The sequence below is a fragment of the Collimonas sp. PA-H2 genome (assembly GCF_002564105.1).
Classification (GTDB): domain Bacteria; phylum Pseudomonadota; class Gammaproteobacteria; order Burkholderiales; family Burkholderiaceae_D; genus Collimonas.
This window is the reverse complement of record NZ_PDBX01000001.1, coordinates 3,696,007-3,711,866: the sequence shown is the minus strand read 5'-3', so window position 1 is coordinate 3,711,866 and position 15,860 is coordinate 3,696,007. Positions and strand designations below refer to the sequence as shown.

Annotated in this window: 27 protein-coding genes; 22 read left to right on the top strand and 5 right to left on the bottom strand. The window is 57.3% G+C overall.

The annotated features are described in order from the left end of the window. Positions 1-37: 37 nt before the first annotated feature. The 11 genes from BCF11_RS17080 (at position 38) to BCF11_RS17035 (ending at position 5,127) form a co-directional block, all read left to right on the top strand. On the top strand, positions 38-1,042 hold the full coding sequence (locus BCF11_RS17080; RefSeq protein ID WP_098495802.1) for a phage major capsid protein, P2 family: 1,005 nt from the start codon (positions 38-40) through the stop codon (positions 1,040-1,042). 1 nt (position 1,043) lies between these two features. After that, entirely contained in the window at positions 1,044-1,757 is a 714-nt protein-coding gene (gene gpM / locus BCF11_RS17075; protein ID WP_098495801.1) for a phage terminase small subunit, read from the top strand. Positions 1,758-1,862: 105 nt separating this feature from the next. Further along, the gene (locus tag BCF11_RS17070) at positions 1,863-2,357 is read left to right on the top strand and encodes a head completion/stabilization protein (protein ID WP_098495800.1); all 495 of its coding nucleotides are present in this window, start codon (positions 1,863-1,865) and stop codon (positions 2,355-2,357) included. Next, positions 2,357-2,566 carry a tail protein X gene (locus BCF11_RS17065; RefSeq protein ID WP_098495799.1) on the top strand — a complete coding sequence of 70 codons (210 nt, stop codon included), beginning with the start codon at positions 2,357-2,359 and terminating at the stop codon, positions 2,564-2,566. Before BCF11_RS17070 ends, BCF11_RS17065 begins: the two co-directional genes overlap by 1 nt. Before the next feature lie 17 nt (positions 2,567-2,583). Next, entirely contained in the window at positions 2,584-2,940 is a 357-nt protein-coding gene (locus BCF11_RS17060) for a putative holin (protein ID WP_098495386.1), read from the top strand. After that, positions 2,933-3,202, top strand: coding sequence for a phage holin family protein (locus tag BCF11_RS17055; protein ID WP_098495798.1), 270 nt, complete (start codon positions 2,933-2,935; stop codon positions 3,200-3,202). The genes BCF11_RS17060 and BCF11_RS17055 overlap by 8 nt, the downstream gene beginning before the upstream one ends. Then, positions 3,199-3,663, top strand: coding sequence for a D-Ala-D-Ala carboxypeptidase family metallohydrolase (locus BCF11_RS17050; RefSeq protein WP_098495797.1), 465 nt, complete (start codon positions 3,199-3,201; stop codon positions 3,661-3,663). The genes BCF11_RS17055 and BCF11_RS17050 overlap by 4 nt, the downstream gene beginning before the upstream one ends. After that, positions 3,654-4,076, top strand: a complete 423-nt coding sequence (gene lysB, locus BCF11_RS17045) for an Rz-like lysis system protein LysB (protein WP_098495796.1) — start codon at positions 3,654-3,656, stop codon at positions 4,074-4,076. Before BCF11_RS17050 ends, lysB begins: the two co-directional genes overlap by 10 nt. Next, positions 3,970-4,197, top strand: a complete 228-nt coding sequence (gene lysC, locus BCF11_RS28350) for an Rz1-like lysis system protein LysC (RefSeq protein WP_233212515.1) — start codon at positions 3,970-3,972, stop codon at positions 4,195-4,197. Before lysB ends, lysC begins: the two co-directional genes overlap by 107 nt. Then, positions 4,175-4,663, top strand: a complete 489-nt coding sequence (locus BCF11_RS17040) for a phage tail protein (protein WP_098497544.1) — start codon at positions 4,175-4,177, stop codon at positions 4,661-4,663. The genes lysC and BCF11_RS17040 overlap by 23 nt, the downstream gene beginning before the upstream one ends. After that, positions 4,660-5,127, top strand: a complete 468-nt coding sequence (locus BCF11_RS17035; protein ID WP_098495795.1) for a phage virion morphogenesis protein — start codon at positions 4,660-4,662, stop codon at positions 5,125-5,127. The genes BCF11_RS17040 and BCF11_RS17035 overlap by 4 nt, the downstream gene beginning before the upstream one ends. Here the strand turns inward: BCF11_RS17035 and BCF11_RS28655 are convergent. The 5 genes from BCF11_RS28655 to BCF11_RS27630 form a co-directional block, all read right to left on the bottom strand. Beyond that, positions 5,066-5,506 carry a transposase gene (locus tag BCF11_RS28655; protein WP_098495794.1) on the bottom strand — a complete coding sequence of 147 codons (441 nt, stop codon included), beginning with the start codon at positions 5,504-5,506 and terminating at the stop codon, positions 5,066-5,068. The genes BCF11_RS17035 and BCF11_RS28655 overlap by 62 nt on opposite strands. A 120-nt stretch (positions 5,507-5,626) precedes the next feature. After that, a complete protein-coding gene (locus BCF11_RS28650; protein WP_098495793.1) occupies positions 5,627-5,953 on the bottom strand; it encodes a fibronectin type III domain-containing protein in 327 nt (108 codons plus the stop codon). A gap of 361 nt (positions 5,954-6,314) precedes the next feature. Continuing rightward, complete coding sequence (locus BCF11_RS17020; protein ID WP_143751360.1) at positions 6,315-6,593, bottom strand: hypothetical protein; 279 nt, start codon at positions 6,591-6,593, stop codon at positions 6,315-6,317. Between the two features lie 238 nt (positions 6,594-6,831). Further along, positions 6,832-7,302, bottom strand: coding sequence for an Imm51 family immunity protein (locus tag BCF11_RS17015; protein WP_098495791.1), 471 nt, complete (start codon positions 7,300-7,302; stop codon positions 6,832-6,834). 9 nt (positions 7,303-7,311) lie between these two features. Then, positions 7,312-7,617 carry a hypothetical protein gene (locus BCF11_RS27630; protein ID WP_143751359.1) on the bottom strand — a complete coding sequence of 102 codons (306 nt, stop codon included), beginning with the start codon at positions 7,615-7,617 and terminating at the stop codon, positions 7,312-7,314. A gap of 217 nt (positions 7,618-7,834) precedes the next feature. On the opposite strand from BCF11_RS27630, the gene BCF11_RS17010 reads away from it, so the two are divergent. The 11 genes from BCF11_RS17010 to BCF11_RS16955 all read left to right on the top strand — a co-directional run bounded on the left by BCF11_RS17010 (position 7,835) and on the right by BCF11_RS16955 (position 15,856). Further along, positions 7,835-8,119 (top strand): hypothetical protein, encoded by a 285-nt coding sequence (locus tag BCF11_RS17010; RefSeq protein ID WP_098495790.1) that lies wholly within the window; start codon positions 7,835-7,837, stop codon positions 8,117-8,119. Between the two features lie 294 nt (positions 8,120-8,413). Beyond that, entirely contained in the window at positions 8,414-9,088 is a 675-nt protein-coding gene (locus BCF11_RS17000) for a phage baseplate assembly protein V (protein WP_098495788.1), read from the top strand. Then, complete coding sequence (locus tag BCF11_RS16995; RefSeq protein ID WP_369827775.1) at positions 9,085-9,423, top strand: GPW/gp25 family protein; 339 nt, start codon at positions 9,085-9,087, stop codon at positions 9,421-9,423. The genes BCF11_RS17000 and BCF11_RS16995 overlap by 4 nt, the downstream gene beginning before the upstream one ends. Then, positions 9,420-10,310: a baseplate J/gp47 family protein gene (locus tag BCF11_RS16990; protein WP_098495787.1), complete on the top strand. Its 891-nt coding sequence runs from the start codon at positions 9,420-9,422 to the stop codon at positions 10,308-10,310. Before BCF11_RS16995 ends, BCF11_RS16990 begins: the two co-directional genes overlap by 4 nt. Continuing rightward, the gene (locus BCF11_RS16985) at positions 10,307-10,861 is read left to right on the top strand and encodes a phage tail protein I (RefSeq protein WP_098495786.1); all 555 of its coding nucleotides are present in this window, start codon (positions 10,307-10,309) and stop codon (positions 10,859-10,861) included. Before BCF11_RS16990 ends, BCF11_RS16985 begins: the two co-directional genes overlap by 4 nt. A gap of 4 nt (positions 10,862-10,865) precedes the next feature. Then, complete coding sequence (locus BCF11_RS16980) at positions 10,866-13,025, top strand: hypothetical protein (RefSeq protein ID WP_098495785.1); 2,160 nt, start codon at positions 10,866-10,868, stop codon at positions 13,023-13,025. Further along, the gene (locus tag BCF11_RS16975) at positions 13,025-13,615 is read left to right on the top strand and encodes a tail fiber assembly protein (protein ID WP_098495784.1); all 591 of its coding nucleotides are present in this window, start codon (positions 13,025-13,027) and stop codon (positions 13,613-13,615) included. The genes BCF11_RS16980 and BCF11_RS16975 overlap by 1 nt, the downstream gene beginning before the upstream one ends. A 27-nt stretch (positions 13,616-13,642) precedes the next feature. Then, the gene (locus BCF11_RS16970; protein ID WP_098495783.1) at positions 13,643-14,815 is read left to right on the top strand and encodes a phage tail sheath protein; all 1,173 of its coding nucleotides are present in this window, start codon (positions 13,643-13,645) and stop codon (positions 14,813-14,815) included. A gap of 27 nt (positions 14,816-14,842) precedes the next feature. Further along, entirely contained in the window at positions 14,843-15,352 is a 510-nt protein-coding gene (locus tag BCF11_RS16965; protein WP_098495782.1) for a phage major tail tube protein, read from the top strand. A gap of 55 nt (positions 15,353-15,407) precedes the next feature. Continuing rightward, the gene (locus tag BCF11_RS16960) at positions 15,408-15,731 is read left to right on the top strand and encodes a phage tail assembly protein (RefSeq protein ID WP_098495781.1); all 324 of its coding nucleotides are present in this window, start codon (positions 15,408-15,410) and stop codon (positions 15,729-15,731) included. A gap of 8 nt (positions 15,732-15,739) precedes the next feature. After that, the gene (locus BCF11_RS16955; protein ID WP_098495660.1) at positions 15,740-15,856 is read left to right on the top strand and encodes a GpE family phage tail protein; all 117 of its coding nucleotides are present in this window, start codon (positions 15,740-15,742) and stop codon (positions 15,854-15,856) included. The last annotated feature ends 4 nt before the right edge of the window (positions 15,857-15,860 follow it).

Sequence of the window (15,860 nt, the reverse complement as noted above, 5' to 3'; positions counted from 1 at the left end):
AACCGATCACCGCCCCATACAAACAGGAGTCACCCGCATGAAAAAAAATACCCGCGTCGCCTTCGACAAATACACCGCCCGCCTGGCGCAGCTGAACGACACCGCCAGCGTTGCCCAAGTCTTCGGCGTCGATCCGAGCATCCAGCAGAAACTGGAAACCAAGATGCAGGAATCGAGCGACTTCCTCAAAAGCGTCAATATTATCGGCGTAACCGAATTGGAAAGCGAAAAGCTAGGCTTGGGTATTTCCGGTCCCATTGCCAGCCGTACCAACACCGATAAGGCCGACCGCAAGACCCGCGATCTGACCACGATGGACAACCAACGCTACCGCTGCGAAAAAACGAATTTCGATACCCATATCGGCTACGCCAAGCTCGATGCCTGGGCGAAATTCCCCGATTTCCAGCAGCGTATTGCCAACAACATCCTGCAACGGCAGTCGCTGGACCGCATGGTGATCGGTTTTCATGGGACCAGCGTCGCCGCCGATACCGACATCCTCAAGAATCCCATGCTGGAGGATGTCAACATCGGTTGGCTGGAACACTACCGCCGGCAAGCGCCGCAGCGCGTGCTGCATGAGGGTAAGACCGCCGGTAAGGTAGTCATCGGCACCGGTGGCGACTACGCCAATCTGGACGCCACCGTGTTCGACGCCATCAACCTGCTCGATCCCTGGTATCAGAAAGACAGCGGCCTAGTGGCCATCGTAGGCCGGGCGCTATTGCATGACAAATATTTCCCGCTGGTGAACACCAAGCAGGCGCCGACCGAGACCCTGGCCGCCGACATCGTCATCAGCCAGAAGAGAATAGGCGGCTTGCAAGCGGTGACGGTCCCCTACTTCCCGGACAATGCGATCCTGATCACCCGTTTCGACAACCTGTCGATCTACTGGCAAGAAGGTGGCCGCCGCCGTCGCGTGGTCGATGAAGCCAAGAGAGATCGTATCGAAAACTACGAATCGTCCAATGATGCGTATGTAATCGAGGATTACGGCCTGGGTGCTATGGTCGAAAATATCCAGTTGGTGGCCTGAGATGGCGGACCTTTCTCCCGCCCAGCGCCACAAGGCGCGCATCCTCGCCGAGCGTGCCGCCGCCGAAGCCCAACCGGGCGGTATGACGCATGGCAGCGCCTACGAGATGATGCTCTACAAGCTGGCGAATGACCGCCGCAGCTTGAGCAACATTCAGTCGATGGAACGCAAGATCGAAGTGAAAGCCACCTTGCTGCCGGAGTACCAGGACTGGATTGACGGCGTGCTGGCAAAAGGTAACGGCGGCCAGGACGATGTATTTACCGCGCTCCTGGTGTGGCATATCGACTGTGGCGAATATGCGCGAGCGGTCGAGATGGCGCGCTATGCTATGCAGCATAAGCTGTCCTTGCCGGACCAGTTCAACCGCGACATCCCGACGATGCTGCTGGATGAGTTTTCTGCCGCTTTCCTCAAGGGCAAGCTGGCCGGCGATCCCACTCTCGCTATCGAAATGTTGACTCAGGTGCAGCAACTGACCGAACACTGCGACGCACCGGACCAGGCACGCGCCAAGCTGTTGAAAGCCAATGCTTACGCCATGCTGGCCGTCCTCGACCAACCCGGCGACGATCTATTGAGGGCGTCACAGCTACCGCAGGCAGAAGCGGCCCACGCGCTGATGGAGCGGGCCGTGGCCTTGTTCCCTGGCGTCGGTGTCAAGCAAACGATGGATCGCTTGCGCGCCCGCATTATTAAAGCCGTTCCCGGCTAAACGAGCACCCCCTGGCGCACGGCGGCGCGGGTCGATGATCGAATCATTGCGATTTCTTTCTGACGCCCGCCCACCGCCGGTTTATGACGAAAGATTTTTCACTATATGAGCTTTATTGCCTTCGCCCCGCCCTCTGCCGGCGGTGCTGTCAGCTTGCCGGAAGCCGGCAGCGTGGAAAACGACGGCTTCTACCCCGACATCGTCTTGCAGGACGTGCGCGACAATATGCGCCTGGACGGCACTGTCACCAGCCCGCGACTAACACAGGCGATTGTGGCCGCCGTCCTGCACGTCAACGCCGAGCTGCGCGACTGGAAGCTGGGGAAAATTGCCGCCGGCTTCGCCTCGCTGGCCGCCGTACCGGCGGACCGGATCAATCGTGAGAGCGTCAACATTGCCCACTACCGGCGCGCCGTCTATTGCTGGGCCAAGGCCGATCTTACCGAGCGCTACCGCGACTTCGACAGCACTGCCTCTTCCATGTCCGACAAGAAGATGATGGAGGCGCTGGACAACGCTCCTGCCGAACAGCGCCGTAACGCCCATTGGGCGATTGCCGACATTGTTGGCCGGTCCCACATGACGGTCGAGCTGATCTGATGCGAGTACGCGCCCAACAGCATGACACGCTGGATCTGCTGTGCTGGCGTCATCTGGGCGCCACCGCCAACGTGGTCGAGGCGGCGCTAGAACTCAATCCCGGCCTGGCCGACCTGGGGCCGGTCTTGCCGCACGGCCTCCTAGTAACCCTGCCAGAACCTACCGCAACCCCTACTAAAACCGCCCAGGTCGTCAACCTCTGGGATTGAAAATGGAGCAACACCCTATGGCAGAACCCAGCACCACCACCCTGGTCGTCACCAGCGCCGCCGGCATCGGTTTGTCGACGCTGTTCCCCGGCATTGACGGTAATGCGCTGATCGGCGCTTTCGCCGGCGCCACGCTGGTGGCGATCTCCAGCAAGAACCTGCCGGTCCTGCAACGCCTGGCCTACATGGTCATTTCCCTGGCAATTGGATACCTGGCCGCGCCCGAGGTCATCAGCAATACGCCGTTGAAGCAATCGGGCGTGGCGGCCTTCTTCGCGTCAGCGGCGGCCATTGCCCTGACGCTGCACGGCATCGACCTGATTAAAACCATCGAGCTGCCGGCCTGGCTGCGCAAAGGTGGCGGCCATGACTAAATATTTGACCTTGCTGGCACTGCTTTCCTACGCCAGCACCTGCCTGCGGCTGCTGTGCTACCGGCGCGGCCTGGCGAATCACCGCTTACACATCTCCCTGGTGGCCTGGCTGCTGATTGTTGCCAGCGGCACCAGCGCCCTGGAGATCCTGCTCGACCATGGCCGCGCCTCCTTCGGGGAAGCCGGCATCGCTTTAACTTTGTGTTACCTGGTGCACCGCGCCCAGGGCAACGTCGCCAACATCATCAGAGGTATCGAATGACAACAGCCACACCATTGACCGAACATTTCACCTTGCAAGAATTCACGCGCAGCGACAAGGCGCGGTCCCTCTCTATCGACAACACGCCGGCGCCGGCCGTCATTGCCAACCTGCGGCGCCTGGCGAAATTCACCGAACTGGTGCGCCTGGAGCTGGGCGGCGCGGCAATCATCATTTCCAGCGGCTACCGCTGCCAGGCGTTGAACCGGGCAGTCGGTGGTGCTGGCAACAGCGCACACCTGGACGGCCTGGCATGCGACTTTACGGCGCCGGCATTTGGTACACCGATGGAGATCGGCCAGGCGCTGGAAAAATCCTATCTGCAATTCGACCAGCTGATCTATGAGCGCGTCGGCGGTGCGGTGTGGGTACACCTGGGCATTGCGGTCGAGGGCAGGACCCCGCGCCGCCATGTGCTGACCATCGACAGCCGCGGAACTCGGGTCGGCCTATGGAATTGATCGCTAAAAGCCTGATCTCGGCTCTACTTGTCGGTGCGATGGGCTTAGTCATCTATGTGCAATACAACGGCCTGAAAGCTGCAAAGGAGCGAGCCGACCATGCCGAACAGGTCACACGCGACCGCGACGACACGCTCAAGGCTCTGATGCAAGCGGCGACCAGGAACAAGCAGGCCGCCGCCAAGCTGGAAGCGTCGCGTGACAGCATCGCCGCCACCCTTACTGAACGAGAAAACCTGATTGAAAGCCTTCTACATGATGATCCAACGATACGCACTTGGGCCGATACTCCTTTGCCTGACGCTGTTGCCCGCCTGCGGGAGCATCCCGCCATCACCGGCGCCGACGCTTACCATCAACGCCTGTCCAGCAGTGACCCGCTGCCAACTGCCGGCGACGGCACCCAGGACTAACGGCGCGTTGCTTTTCGCCCTGGAGCGCGCAGAAGCTGCGTGGGGCGTTTGTGCGGCCCAGGTAGACGCCGCAGTTGATTGTCAGGAGGATGCCGAACGTGTACAAGCCCAAAAGCCTTAGGGCGCACCTGACGGCCGCCAGCGCCGAATTGCAGCAGAACCCCGATAAACTGCTGATCTTTGCGGAGGGTGGCAACACCGTGGCGACCGGCACCGCTTCCCTGTCGTTTGAGTATCGCTATAAGCTGAACATCATCATCACCGACTACAGCGGCAGCGAGGATGCCATCATGGTCCCATTGCTGGCCTGGGTCCAGGTGCACCAGCGCGACTTGCTGGACAATGCCGAGCTGCGCAAGACCGGCATCGGTTTTGATGTGGATTACAACAACCACACATCGATAGACCTGGCGATCACGCTGGCGCTAACCGAGCGCGTGATAGTGAAGCCAGCCGGCGCCGGCCGGCTGGAGGTCTTACACCTGGCCGAACCGCAACGCACTCCGGCATATACCGCTGAATTCTGGCAAGCCTATGCGGGCGACGCGCTGCTGGCCGAATGGCAGACGCCAGCTAATCCCGAATGAACGACGATCTGCACGCCCTGGAAGCCTGGGCCGGCACACTGCTGGCCCAGATCCAACCCGGCCAGCGCCGCGTCGTCACGCGCAGGATTGCCCAGGACTTGCGCCGCAGCCAGGCGCAACGCATCGCCAGCCAGCAGGCGCCGGACGGCACACCTTATGCAGCGCGCAAGCAGCGCAAGAATCTACGGGGCAAAAAGGGAAGAATCAAACGACAGAAAGCCGCGATGTTTGAGAAGATCCGCACGCTAAAAAATCTCAAAATCGAGCAGGACGAAAACCAGCTATCGGTCGGTTTTTTTGGGCGCGTGGCGCGGATTGCGCGAGTGCACCAGGAGGGATTGACCGACAAGGTCGCAAAAAAAGGGCCTGCATATCGTTATCCGGCCCGGCCTTTACTCGGTTTTAGTGCGACTGATCAGGCGTTGATTCGCGATGCACTATTACGCCATTTGGGTAATTTGTAGAGAGAACGGTAGTGTTTTGCAGAATCGCCATCAGGTCTTGTGATCGACGTTCTCTTCGCCTATTCAGAAAATCGCAACGTTCATTAATCCGCGTCAGCATCTGATGCAATTCTCGATCACCCTCTGAGCGTCGTGCCAACAGCTGCCACATCGCACTTTCGTTCCACCGATAAAAACGTGTATAAATACTTTTGATGCTTCCGAAATGCGTTGGCATATCGGCCCAATATTTGTTATTCAAGATGACCCACAAGACGGCCTCAACAAAAGCACGATAGTCATGTTTCGTTAAATTTAACCTCGTCGCTGTCGACAGGATATGTGCCACTTTATCCCACTGATCGTCGCGAAGTTTTCCGGTGTGCTTGAGCAATTTCATTGTTTCCTTAACGTGAAAATATTTTGATTGTTTAATTTTTCGCGTATCAATATCCTGCGATTACTTAAGTATCTCGAACGTCAATATCACGCCGCGATTGGGGTTGTAAAAGCGCATGCGTTAAAGTGTTTTGCACACTTTCTGCGTTGACCAATGACTTGCATCGCCATCCACATCGACTCCCCGTACTTGGATGTAGTAGAACGTGTTTGAAGTAAGAGAATGGATTTCGTGCCGATAGGGGGGAGGATGACCAGGGCTAGGTAGTAGGTCGATCGGTAATTTCAGGCCGTTGGGATAGCCTTTTCTGACTGCGAATTGATAATCTGTAATCGGTCGATTTGAGGCGGGAGCCGACCATATGACAGTGATGGTGTGGTGACTAATATCGACGATTTTCACAATCGGCGTCCTGGAAAATGTCACCCCCCAAGAGTCTGCTGTCATGACCTTTTCTTTTCAAAAATAGATAGAGAATACCAGGGGTCAATGAGACGAGATTTACGGTAACTTTTCAACTGTCAAACGTGACAGCTCAGGCCGTGATTAGTGGAAATCTTCAATTGATCTATGTTAGCGCTATCGCCAGTGACTGGGCCTTGTCCATACTTGCAGGGCAATCGGCACAGGGCTTGACTAAAGCTATCACTAACCGCGTCGCCGGGCTATTTTTGTAATTTCTCACAAGGATTGATGGACACGGAAAAAGCCGGTGTATTGCTATCCAACACGTCTCCTGGTGGATTTCAGCTCTACAGACAGGCATTGATTCGCGACGCGCTATTTACGCTACATACAATGTGAGAGCTTATAGTCCACTGCCGTCAGAGATGTCTTCAATGCGGATGATCTCGCCGCCGCGCCTGGTAATTTCCCGATGACACATGGCAACGAGCGCGTCGAAATCGACGCCTTCCGCCGCACCATCAAGCTTCGTTTTTTCTGGCCCGATGTCGTCTACCCATGGCAAGTCAACTCTTTCAGCAGTCCCAACATATGTTGCACTGTAGGGGCCCGTGGGTTGCGTCCCTGTGATGATGAGTGTAAAAGCCGCATTCGCGGTTTCAATAAGATAAGTTCTGCTCATGATGATTTCCTCGATCCGCCCCAGCATTGAATGAATGACCGTCGCGAAACGATCGAATTATCTGTCTAAAAGCTATCCATCAAGTGCGTTGCTTTGTTCGGGGATGAGTGGTCACAATTCAAACAGTTTCACCTAACGGACGAAAATTACGTTTTCCGAAAGCCGGCATGGATTGCAGCTAACAGGATGGCAAAAGGCTGGACTGAATAACGCTATTCGGACCGGCCTTTGCTTGATTTTAGCGCAACTGAGCAGATGTAGATCCGAGATTCTCTGTTGCGCCACCACGACCACTATCATGCAATTTGGCACGAAACAGAATATCTCTGAGAACGTGATCATCATCGAAAGCAATTTTCAATGTGTAACCCAGCAACGTCAAACTCGCTATGGTTCCGGAAACGTAAAAAAAACCGACGTTAGAATCGTACTTGAATTGATCGGCCAATTTTGGCAAACGCTCCGCAATGACCAATTGTGCAACAGAGTTCCAGTCAAGCCCGTTGCCGGTCCAACCCTCCTCTGCGCGTTCCTTGAATATGTACGCTTTCTCTCTAAAATTTACCTCAAACAAGACTAGTGCTTTGCAGCTACCATCAATAAGAAAAAATGGCGCAAACGTCGTCATGTCTATTGAAGCATTTCCGTCCTGCGGAACATCTGCTGCCACCGGGCCTTCGGCGGCCATTGTCATACTGTCGAATTTCATTGAATTCCCCTACGGTAAATATGGCTGGGAGCAACCCAATTCTGCGCGGCATTGATATGTGTTTTTATAAACCCGTGCGAGAGTGATTTCAATATTAGGAAATCTGACAACACATTTCATTAATAAAAGCCAATTTTGAGAAATATATTTTGAGCTCACCAGAAACGAATAACGAGTGCGCAACAATGTGAAATCACTTGTCAGTTCTTTTCTTCTAAAGGTTAAAAAAAGTTGCGTCACTACATCTGCTTTCCAGTTGGCAATCGCTAATTCGCGGCTGACCATGCGTGCTGCCGACTGCTCATCGATTCGCATTGGGCGGCCATCATCCCGGCCGATTTGAAGCACATCTTGTTTTTAATCACTTTGTATTTTCTGACTATTGATGCATTGTTGTTTTACGTAAATAATCGCGTGGGAATAGCGCAACAGCATAGTTAAACGATTCCAATCGTTGGTTTTTTTGCTAGCTTTTTTTGCCAAAAACGATTTAATATCAAATCGTCTCCACACAAAAAAAAGAGGTGACGACATGGGATGGTTTAACAAATTGGCGATCAAATATATTCTGACGCCGGAAAAATTGGCTGAAAGTGAATTCCGCGATACGCGCCTTGCGTTGTATCAATCAGAAAGGCAATTGCTGGAAGCGGAAATGCGAGTCGACTATTATCGCAATGTCCTGAGCTTCCTCGAAGCGATTGCCGTCCATGGCGTAGAGAGTGTCGCCGAATCGCAGAGACCCAAACTGACTTCCCAATCGCAAGGCCCGCAGCGGCTTGCACCAGATCGGAGTTCTTACCGTGGCGCGGCCTGACCTCAGGTTCGCATGGGTTTCATGCGGCGAAAGCGACCAGACATGGATCGCTGTTCATGCTTTTTCATTTTCGCCGCAACTCCCGCGACGGCTGCAGTAAAGAACTGATTACACGTTTCAAGCAAGCTTGATTGCGGTTGGCCAGCGCCACCCATTTTGAAACGATAGCTCGTGTCATCTCGTTCTTTTTCCAGACCGACACCGTACGCGCCCCTGTAACAAAACATCCCTTGGCAGTTGGTAACGCGGATATCAACCCGCTACCAGGTGCGCCGATTCCGGCAACCCGGCAACATGCAACGCATGACTGCTGACTACTCCGAACTGCTGCGTTTAATCCTGAATCTGATCCAGATCGGCACCATTGCCGAGATCGATTACGACACCCAGCGCGTGCGCGTCAAGGTCGGCAAGAACGATACCGACTGGCGCCCCTGGAGCACCAGCCGCGCAGGCGATGCACAGACCTGGTTCCCACCTTCCGTGGGCGAACAGGTCATCGTGCTATCGCCCGAGGGCGAACTCACCAAAGCCACGATCTTGCCGGCGCTCTATTCCGACAAATACACATCGCCGTCAACCGACCCAGCACACCACACAACCCGCTACAAGGATGGGACGGTCGTCCAGTACGACAGCGCCGCGCATACCTTAACGGCCACGCTGGCGGACGGCACCAGCGTCACCCTGGCGCCCAGCAAAGTCACCTCCAATGCCGAAGATACGGAATGCACCGGCAACCTGCTGGTGCAAAAGAATCTTGTCGTCAACCAGAACCTGACTGTCAACGGTATGTCAGCCTTGAATGCGGGCATGAACGTCCAGGCCGGCAAGGAAGGTGGTCCGGCGGCGGTGATCCAGGGGATCATGCGCGCCACGGTCGACGTATTCGCCGGCGCCATCAGCCTGCTAAAACACCCGCACGGTGGCGTTAAAAAGGGCGAAGAAGAGTCAGGTGGCCCGAAATGATGAATGCCCGTACAGGCCGCAGCATGACGCGGCTGGCCCACATTCGCCAATCCCTGGCCGACATCCTCACGACGCCCATCGGTTCCCGCGTCATGCGCCGCGACTATGGTTCCGAAGTACCGGAGCTGATCGACCAGCCGCTGAACGGCGCCACGGTCCTGCGCATCTATGCCGCGACCGCTTACGCTGTCCTGCGCTGGGAACGCCGCATTGCCTTGACTGGCGTGCAGTTACAACGTGGCGCTGATGGACAGGCCGCGTTGCTCCTGGACGGCGTCACCAATGAACAGAGCGTCCAACTGGATGTGCCTGTTGGCCCTGGGGCTGCATCATGAGCGCCGCTATCGATCTGTCGCAACTGCCGGCGCCGAATGTCATTGAGCCGCTGGACTACGAAACCATCCTGGCCGCACACCTGGTTGACCTGGAAGCGCAAGGCGTGGATCTGGACGAACTGACCGAATCCGATCCTGCCATTAAGGTGGTGCAACTGGGCGCCTACCGCGAGCTGAAACTGCGTCAACGCATCAACGAAGCCGCGCGCGCCCTGATGCTGGCTTACGCGATGGGCACCGACCTGGACCAGATCGGCGCCAACATGGATGTCCCGCGCTTGGAGATCTGGCCGGCAGATCCAGACAAGGGAACGGCTGCCGCCATGGAGGCGGACGAAGACTACCGCCGGCGCATCCAGTTGGCACCGCAAGGTATGTCCGTCGCTGGACCAGAAGGCGCTTATATTTTCCACGCCCTGAGTGCGAACGGCCGCGTGCGCAATGCGACGGCCACCAGCCCAACGCCAGGCAAGGTTATCGTCACGATTCTGTCGCATGAGGGCGACGGCACGCCGTCGCAGGAGCTGCTGGATATTGTCGCCACTCGCATGGCACAAGATGGCATTCGCCCGCTGACCGACTATGTTGAAGTCCGAGCCGCGCAAATTGTCCGCTACCAGGTGCGCGCCAAGCTGTACAGCTTCTCCGGCCCAGATCCGACCGTGGTCCTGGCCGAAGCTATCAAGCGCATGCAGAAATATGCCAAGGAAGCGCACCAGCTTGGCCGCGTACCGACCCGTTCCGGCATCGACGCCGCCATTGTCGTTCCAGGCGTTGAGCGCGCCATCCTGAGTACGCCGACCGAAGATCCAGAGATATCCAAGCTGGTGGCGCATTATTGCGAAGACATGCAAATTGAGTACGCCGGCATTTGGGGCAACGCATGAGCAAGAAATTCAAATCCTTGCTGCCGCCGAATTCCACGCCGCTGGAGCGGGCGCTGGAAGCGACCACGGCGCGAATCTCAGACGTACCGGTTCCGCTGCGCACACTGCACAATCCGGACAAGATCGATATCAATCTGTTGCCCTGGCTGGCCTGGCACTGGTCAGTCGATAGCTGGAAACCCTACTGGACGGAAGAGGTGCGGCGCGCCCGCGTGCGCAATGCCATGAAGATCCACCGTCAGAAGGGAACGGCCAAGGCAGTCAAGGATGTGGTGGCGGCCTTTGGCGGCTCCATCCTGCTGCGCGAGTGGTGGCAAAAAACGCCGATGGGCGAGCCGTACACCTTCGACCTGGTCATGACGCTATCCGGCGCCGGCGGCCAGTCTGCCACGGCCGAATTTGTCGACGATGTGATCGCAGAGGTCAACCGTACGAAATCGATCCGCAGCCACTTTACGTTTACCCAGGGCATCGAGACGCAGGCCGCGATTGCAACCATTGGCGTGGCCCGTCCGGTGATCTATGCCCGCTTAAATTTAACTGAAGCCTAACCCTATGCCTGGACTCCAAATTATCATCACCAATGCCGGCCGCGCCGCCTTGGTCAATGCCGAACACAACGGTACGGCGCCGCTCAAGATTACTGAAATCGGCATTACTGCTGCAGTTTTCACCGTCGGCAAAGAAACGATCGCCTTGCCCGGTGAGATCAAACGCATCAAGACCATTTCCGGTGAAGTCGTGGCGCCCGACACGATGCACGTCACCGTCCGCGACGACAGCAGCGATACCTACACCATGCGCGGTATCGGCTACTGGCTCTCCAATGGCGTTCTCCTGGGCGTCTATAGCCAACCGGAACCGATCTTGCAGAAATCCACGCAGTCGATGATGTTGCTGGCTGCTGACGTGGTGTTTGCGGATATCAAAGCCACCTCGCTGACCTTCGGCGATGCCAATTTCACGAACCCGCCCGCCACCGTTGACCGCCAGGGCGTGACCGAGCTGGCGACCGGCGATGAGACCGTCGCCGGCACGGACGGCACCCGCGCCGTGACGCCTGCCGGCTTGACGCCGGCCCTGGCGCAGACCATCGCCAAACACCTGGCGGCCGTCGATCCGCATCAGCAATACCTGACGCCGGGACGTGGCAATGCGCTGTATTTCCACAAGCTGCCGGCCGTCACCGATAGTGATACCGATTGCAACACCTTGCTGGATACCGGTGTGCGCGATGTTTTTGTCGCCAATGATCGCGGCATCATCGCCGCCACCAGACTGCCCATGGGCGCCGACGGTTACGGCACGCTGACGACCGAGAACGGTGGCCAGTTCGTGCATCAGGTCTATACAGAGGCATCGATTAAACACCGTACCTGGCAGCGATCCGGCTTCCTGGGAGCCGCACAGCCATTTAAAGGCAGTGACTGGAAGCTGTTGTGGGACTCCGTGACGTTTGATCCTGCGTCCAAGCAGGACACGCTGGCTTACAAACCTACCCAGGCGGTCGGCGACCGGTTGAACAGTGTGATCGTTGCCGATGACCGTGCGACTAGCTACGCGCCAAAGGACCGCAATCAAGGCGTCTATTTCGACTTCCGAAACAATGATGCCGGCAACCTTTTGGAGGGCGGCACCCAGCATGGCGTGATCACGTTCAGGCAATGGGGAGCGGGCGACGATTTTTCCGGCGGTCCAGCGCATCAGCTGGGCTTTACTGCCAATGGCAACCTGTTTCACCGTACCGGCAAAAGCAACGCCTGGGAGAAGTATCAGCGCTTGCTCCACGCAGGTCAGAACGGCACGCTGCCAGATGGACCGATGCCGATGGCGACGGATTTGAATATGCCTCCCCTGGGCTGGTCAACGTACACGCAAGAGGCAACAGCCAATAGGCCAAGCGCCTATGGCCAGGTATTTACTTCATCGCTCACCGGAGCCGCGACGCCCTCGAATGGCAATTGGCTGATGCAACGCGCCATGACGACCGATAACCAGACGCTCACACGGGTCAATATTGGCGCCGGCGCGGATAAATGGAGTGCGTGGGTAGAGGCGTGGACCAGCCGCAATTTCGATCCTGGCAGTAAAGCCACCGGCCCAGGATTTTCTTTGCATTGGTCGGGGCAAGATGGACAGCCGACCTGGATGCTGGGCGGTAACACGCCAGGGGAGATCAATGTCTACAACCCGTCCGCTTTCAGAGTGGCGTATGCGGGCAGTGCCGGCGGCGCATCGAATGCGGAAAACATCAGTAATGGCAATAGCTATATGCGGATGAGCTGGTCCGATCCAGGTGGACAAACAACCTATGTCTGGGGCAGTGACGGCCCAACCGGCGCACGGCTTTGCGCGACCAGCAATCTCAACGTCGGCAATGCGCGGACCTGGAGCGGTTTTCCATTGCGCTTTGCCGAGAATCCGCCAGCCAATCAACCCTATTACGTGCTTGGCATAGAAGCCGGTGCCAGCGTGTTTTCTATCTACAACCGCGCTGCGATGGCCGTGTCATCTAGCGTGACGTCGGTGTATGCCCATCAGCTGACCGGTCAAGGCCTACAGCATGGCGGGGTCGGCGGTTACGTTCTGATCAAAAACAAGAGTACCAGCGGCCTGCCGGGTGCATGGGAACAACGCGGCCAGGTCTACGACTATGGGTCGGGTGCGGTGGAAGGTAATGAATCAAGTGCAGTGTTATGGCAAAGGGTAGCGTAATGGTAACGAAGAAAAGAAGCACCACGGCGGACGTGGCCGCCGAGAGCATCGAAGAACAAGCAACCGCGCCGGCATTCACTTTGCCGGATCAGCCACCGCCGGTCTTGATTGATCCACAACCGGCGCCGACCTTCGTGCCAGCCGAGGAACAGGAACGACCCCACCCGTTCGCCTATAGCGATATCAAGGACATCATTCGCCTGCCTATCGGCTTTCAGTGTTCCGTCAAATTTGACGCCTGGGACGATTACGTGACGTTCCTGGCCCGCGCGGATGATATCGAGGAACACGGCCGGGCGATCTATGCAGCATGCGCGTCAATGAAGGCCGCCAAAGTGCCGAATTACTTCCCGACCGATGCCGAACTGCTGGAGGCCGTGCAAGAGCGCCTATCTCGTGAGCTGCGCCGCGCCAATGTCGAAGTGACCAAATACCAGGACCGTGTCGACGTGGACGACGCCAGCGCCGCCGATGTCGCGCTGCTGCGCGCCTGGAAGATTTACCGGGTCGGCCTCAACCGCTTACCTGACCAGGAGGGCTTCCCGCATTGCCTCACCTGGCCGGTCGCACCAGACACCCCAGCGATTTAATTATTTACCTCATTTACAGGAGAAAAAATGCCTACTGATTACCACCATGGCGTGCGCGTCATCGAAAAGAACGACGGCACCCGCCCGATCCGCACCATCAGCACCGCCGTCATCGGCTTGGTCGCCACCGCCGAGGATGCCGACCCGGTCGCCTTCCCACTCGACACGCCGGTCCTGCTGACCAACGTGCCCGCCGCTATCGGCAAAGCGGGCGTCAAAGGCACACTGCGCCGCGCCCTGGACGCCATCGGCGCGCAAACCAAGCCGTTCACCGTTGTAGTGCGCGTGGCCGAGGGTAAGGATGAAGCCGAAACCACCTCGAATGTGATCGGCACCACAACCGCGGCCGGCAAGTACACCGGCGTCAAGGCGCTGCTGGCCGCCCAAAGCAAGCTCGGTATCAAGCCGCGCATCCTGGGCGCGCCAGGTCTGGACACCAAGGCCGTGACGAACGCCATGGTCAGCGTGGCCCAAAAGTTGCGCGGCTTTGTCTATGCGTCGGCACATGGCTGTCTGACCAAGGAAGACGCCGTGCTGTATCGGAAGGATTTCGGCCAGCGCGAGCTGATGCTGATCTGGCCGGATTTTGTGAGCTGGGACACGGCCACCAACGCGGACGTCAATATTTCCGCAGTCGCCTACGCCCTGGGCCTGCGCGCCAAACTGGACGAAGAGATCGGCTGGCACAAGACTTTATCGAACATGGTCGTCAACGGCCCGACGGGCATTTCGGCAGATGTGTTTTGGGACCTGCAAGATCCGGCCACCGATGCCGGCTTCCTGAACGCCAAGGAAGTCACCACGCTGATTAACAGCGGCGGCTTCCGCTTCTGGGGTTCGCGCACTTGCGAAACGCCGGAATTCTTCCATTTTGAGAACTACACGCGCACCGCCCAGGTGCTGGCCGACACGATTGCCGAGGCGCATATGACCTATGCCGACAAGCCCTTGCACCCGTCCCTGGCAAAAGACCTGGTCGAGAGCATCAACGCCAAATTCCGCGACCTGGTCAAGCGCGGCTATCTGATCGGCGGCAGCGCCTGGTGCGATCCACAGTTCAACGAAAAGGAAAGTTTGAAGGATGGCCGGCTGACGATCGATTACGACTATACGCCTGTGCCGCCGCTGGAAAATTTGATGTTCCAGCAGCGCATCACTGACCGCTACCTGGCCGACTTCGCCGCCGCCGTCAACGCTTAACCAATTACAGAAAGAGAGCATCACACCATGGGCATGCCTAAAAAATTGAAACTGTTTAATCTGTTCGATAGCGGTAATTCCTACTTCGGTCAGGTCACGGAAATCACCTTGCCGAAACTCTCCCGCAAGATGGAGGAGTACCGCGCCGCCGGCATGACCGGCCCGGTATCGGTGGATTTCGGTAATGAAGCGATCACGCTGGAATGGACCGCCGGCGGCATCCTGCGCGACGCCTTGCTCCAGTATGGCGCCCGCAGCCACAACGCTACCCAGCTGCGTTTCTCCGGTGGCTATGAAGACGATGACAGCGGCACCGTATCGACCGTGGAAATCGTCGTGCGAGGCCGCCATAAGGAAATCGACATGGGTAACGCCAAGTCTGCCGAAGACACCAATCAGAAATACACGACCGCATGCAGCTACTACAAGCTGACCATCGATAACCAACCTATTTTTGAATTCGATTTCATCAACGGCGTTGAGAAGGTCGGCGGCGTAGATCGCAATGCCGATCTGCGCCGCGCTATCGGCCTGTAAGCCAGATCAAGAACAACCCCAACCCCTTTTTATTTTTTACTTTTAGGACCACACCATGAAAAACACATCTACCGTTTCCAAGACCGCTATCTCCAAGTCGATCACCCTGGACGAACCGATCAAGCGCGGCGACGACTTCATCAGCGAAATCACCATCCGCCGCCCGAAAGCCGGCGAACTGCGCGGCGTGTCTCTGATGGAGCTGGGCAATCTCAGCGTGGCCGCCTTGCAGACCGTCTTGCCGCGTATCACACAACCGACCCTGACCGCGCACGAAGTCGCCGGCATGGACCCGGCGGACCTGACCGAGATCGGCGCGGAGGTTGCCATTTTTTTGGTGAAGAGAGCGGATCGGCTGGCGGCCTTCCGGACAGAGTAGAAGATCCGATGGCCGATATTGCGGTGGTGTTTCACTGGCCGCCGCAGGCCATGGATGAACTGGATATTACTGACTTGATGGCCTGGCGAGAACGCGCCAGGGTGCGCAGCGGCGCGGAAGAATAGGAAA

Excerpts from the sequence above, each read along its gene's own strand:
- BCF11_RS17080 (WP_098495802.1), top strand. The coding sequence starts at position 38 with ATGAAAAAAAATACCCGCGTCGCCTTCGACAAATACACCGCCCGCCTG.
- gpM (WP_098495801.1), top strand. The coding sequence starts at position 1,044 with ATGGCGGACCTTTCTCCCGCCCAGCGCCACAAGGCGCGCATCCTCGCC.
- BCF11_RS17070 (WP_098495800.1), top strand. The coding sequence starts at position 1,863 with ATGAGCTTTATTGCCTTCGCCCCGCCCTCTGCCGGCGGTGCTGTCAGC.
- BCF11_RS17065 (WP_098495799.1), top strand. The coding sequence starts at position 2,357 with ATGCGAGTACGCGCCCAACAGCATGACACGCTGGATCTGCTGTGCTGG.
- BCF11_RS17060 (WP_098495386.1), top strand. The coding sequence starts at position 2,584 with ATGGCAGAACCCAGCACCACCACCCTGGTCGTCACCAGCGCCGCCGGC.
- BCF11_RS17055 (WP_098495798.1), top strand. The coding sequence starts at position 2,933 with ATGACTAAATATTTGACCTTGCTGGCACTGCTTTCCTACGCCAGCACC.
- BCF11_RS17050 (WP_098495797.1), top strand. The coding sequence starts at position 3,199 with ATGACAACAGCCACACCATTGACCGAACATTTCACCTTGCAAGAATTC.
- lysB (WP_098495796.1), top strand. The coding sequence starts at position 3,654 with ATGGAATTGATCGCTAAAAGCCTGATCTCGGCTCTACTTGTCGGTGCG.
- BCF11_RS17035 (WP_098495795.1), top strand. The coding sequence starts at position 4,660 with ATGAACGACGATCTGCACGCCCTGGAAGCCTGGGCCGGCACACTGCTG.
- BCF11_RS28655 (WP_098495794.1), bottom strand. The coding sequence starts at position 5,506 with ATGAAATTGCTCAAGCACACCGGAAAACTTCGCGACGATCAGTGGGAT.
- BCF11_RS28650 (WP_098495793.1), bottom strand. The coding sequence starts at position 5,953 with ATGACAGCAGACTCTTGGGGGGTGACATTTTCCAGGACGCCGATTGTG.
- BCF11_RS17020 (WP_143751360.1), bottom strand. The coding sequence starts at position 6,593 with ATGAGCAGAACTTATCTTATTGAAACCGCGAATGCGGCTTTTACACTC.
- BCF11_RS17015 (WP_098495791.1), bottom strand. The coding sequence starts at position 7,302 with ATGAAATTCGACAGTATGACAATGGCCGCCGAAGGCCCGGTGGCAGCA.
- BCF11_RS27630 (WP_143751359.1), bottom strand. The coding sequence starts at position 7,617 with ATGCGAATCGATGAGCAGTCGGCAGCACGCATGGTCAGCCGCGAATTA.
- BCF11_RS17010 (WP_098495790.1), top strand. The coding sequence starts at position 7,835 with ATGGGATGGTTTAACAAATTGGCGATCAAATATATTCTGACGCCGGAA.
- BCF11_RS17000 (WP_098495788.1), top strand. The coding sequence starts at position 8,414 with ATGCAACGCATGACTGCTGACTACTCCGAACTGCTGCGTTTAATCCTG.
- BCF11_RS16995 (WP_369827775.1), top strand. The coding sequence starts at position 9,085 with ATGATGAATGCCCGTACAGGCCGCAGCATGACGCGGCTGGCCCACATT.
- BCF11_RS16990 (WP_098495787.1), top strand. The coding sequence starts at position 9,420 with ATGAGCGCCGCTATCGATCTGTCGCAACTGCCGGCGCCGAATGTCATT.
- BCF11_RS16985 (WP_098495786.1), top strand. The coding sequence starts at position 10,307 with ATGAGCAAGAAATTCAAATCCTTGCTGCCGCCGAATTCCACGCCGCTG.
- BCF11_RS16980 (WP_098495785.1), top strand. The coding sequence starts at position 10,866 with ATGCCTGGACTCCAAATTATCATCACCAATGCCGGCCGCGCCGCCTTG.
- BCF11_RS16975 (WP_098495784.1), top strand. The coding sequence starts at position 13,025 with ATGGTAACGAAGAAAAGAAGCACCACGGCGGACGTGGCCGCCGAGAGC.
- BCF11_RS16970 (WP_098495783.1), top strand. The coding sequence starts at position 13,643 with ATGCCTACTGATTACCACCATGGCGTGCGCGTCATCGAAAAGAACGAC.
- BCF11_RS16965 (WP_098495782.1), top strand. The coding sequence starts at position 14,843 with ATGGGCATGCCTAAAAAATTGAAACTGTTTAATCTGTTCGATAGCGGT.
- BCF11_RS16960 (WP_098495781.1), top strand. The coding sequence starts at position 15,408 with ATGAAAAACACATCTACCGTTTCCAAGACCGCTATCTCCAAGTCGATC.
- BCF11_RS16955 (WP_098495660.1), top strand. The coding sequence starts at position 15,740 with ATGGCCGATATTGCGGTGGTGTTTCACTGGCCGCCGCAGGCCATGGAT.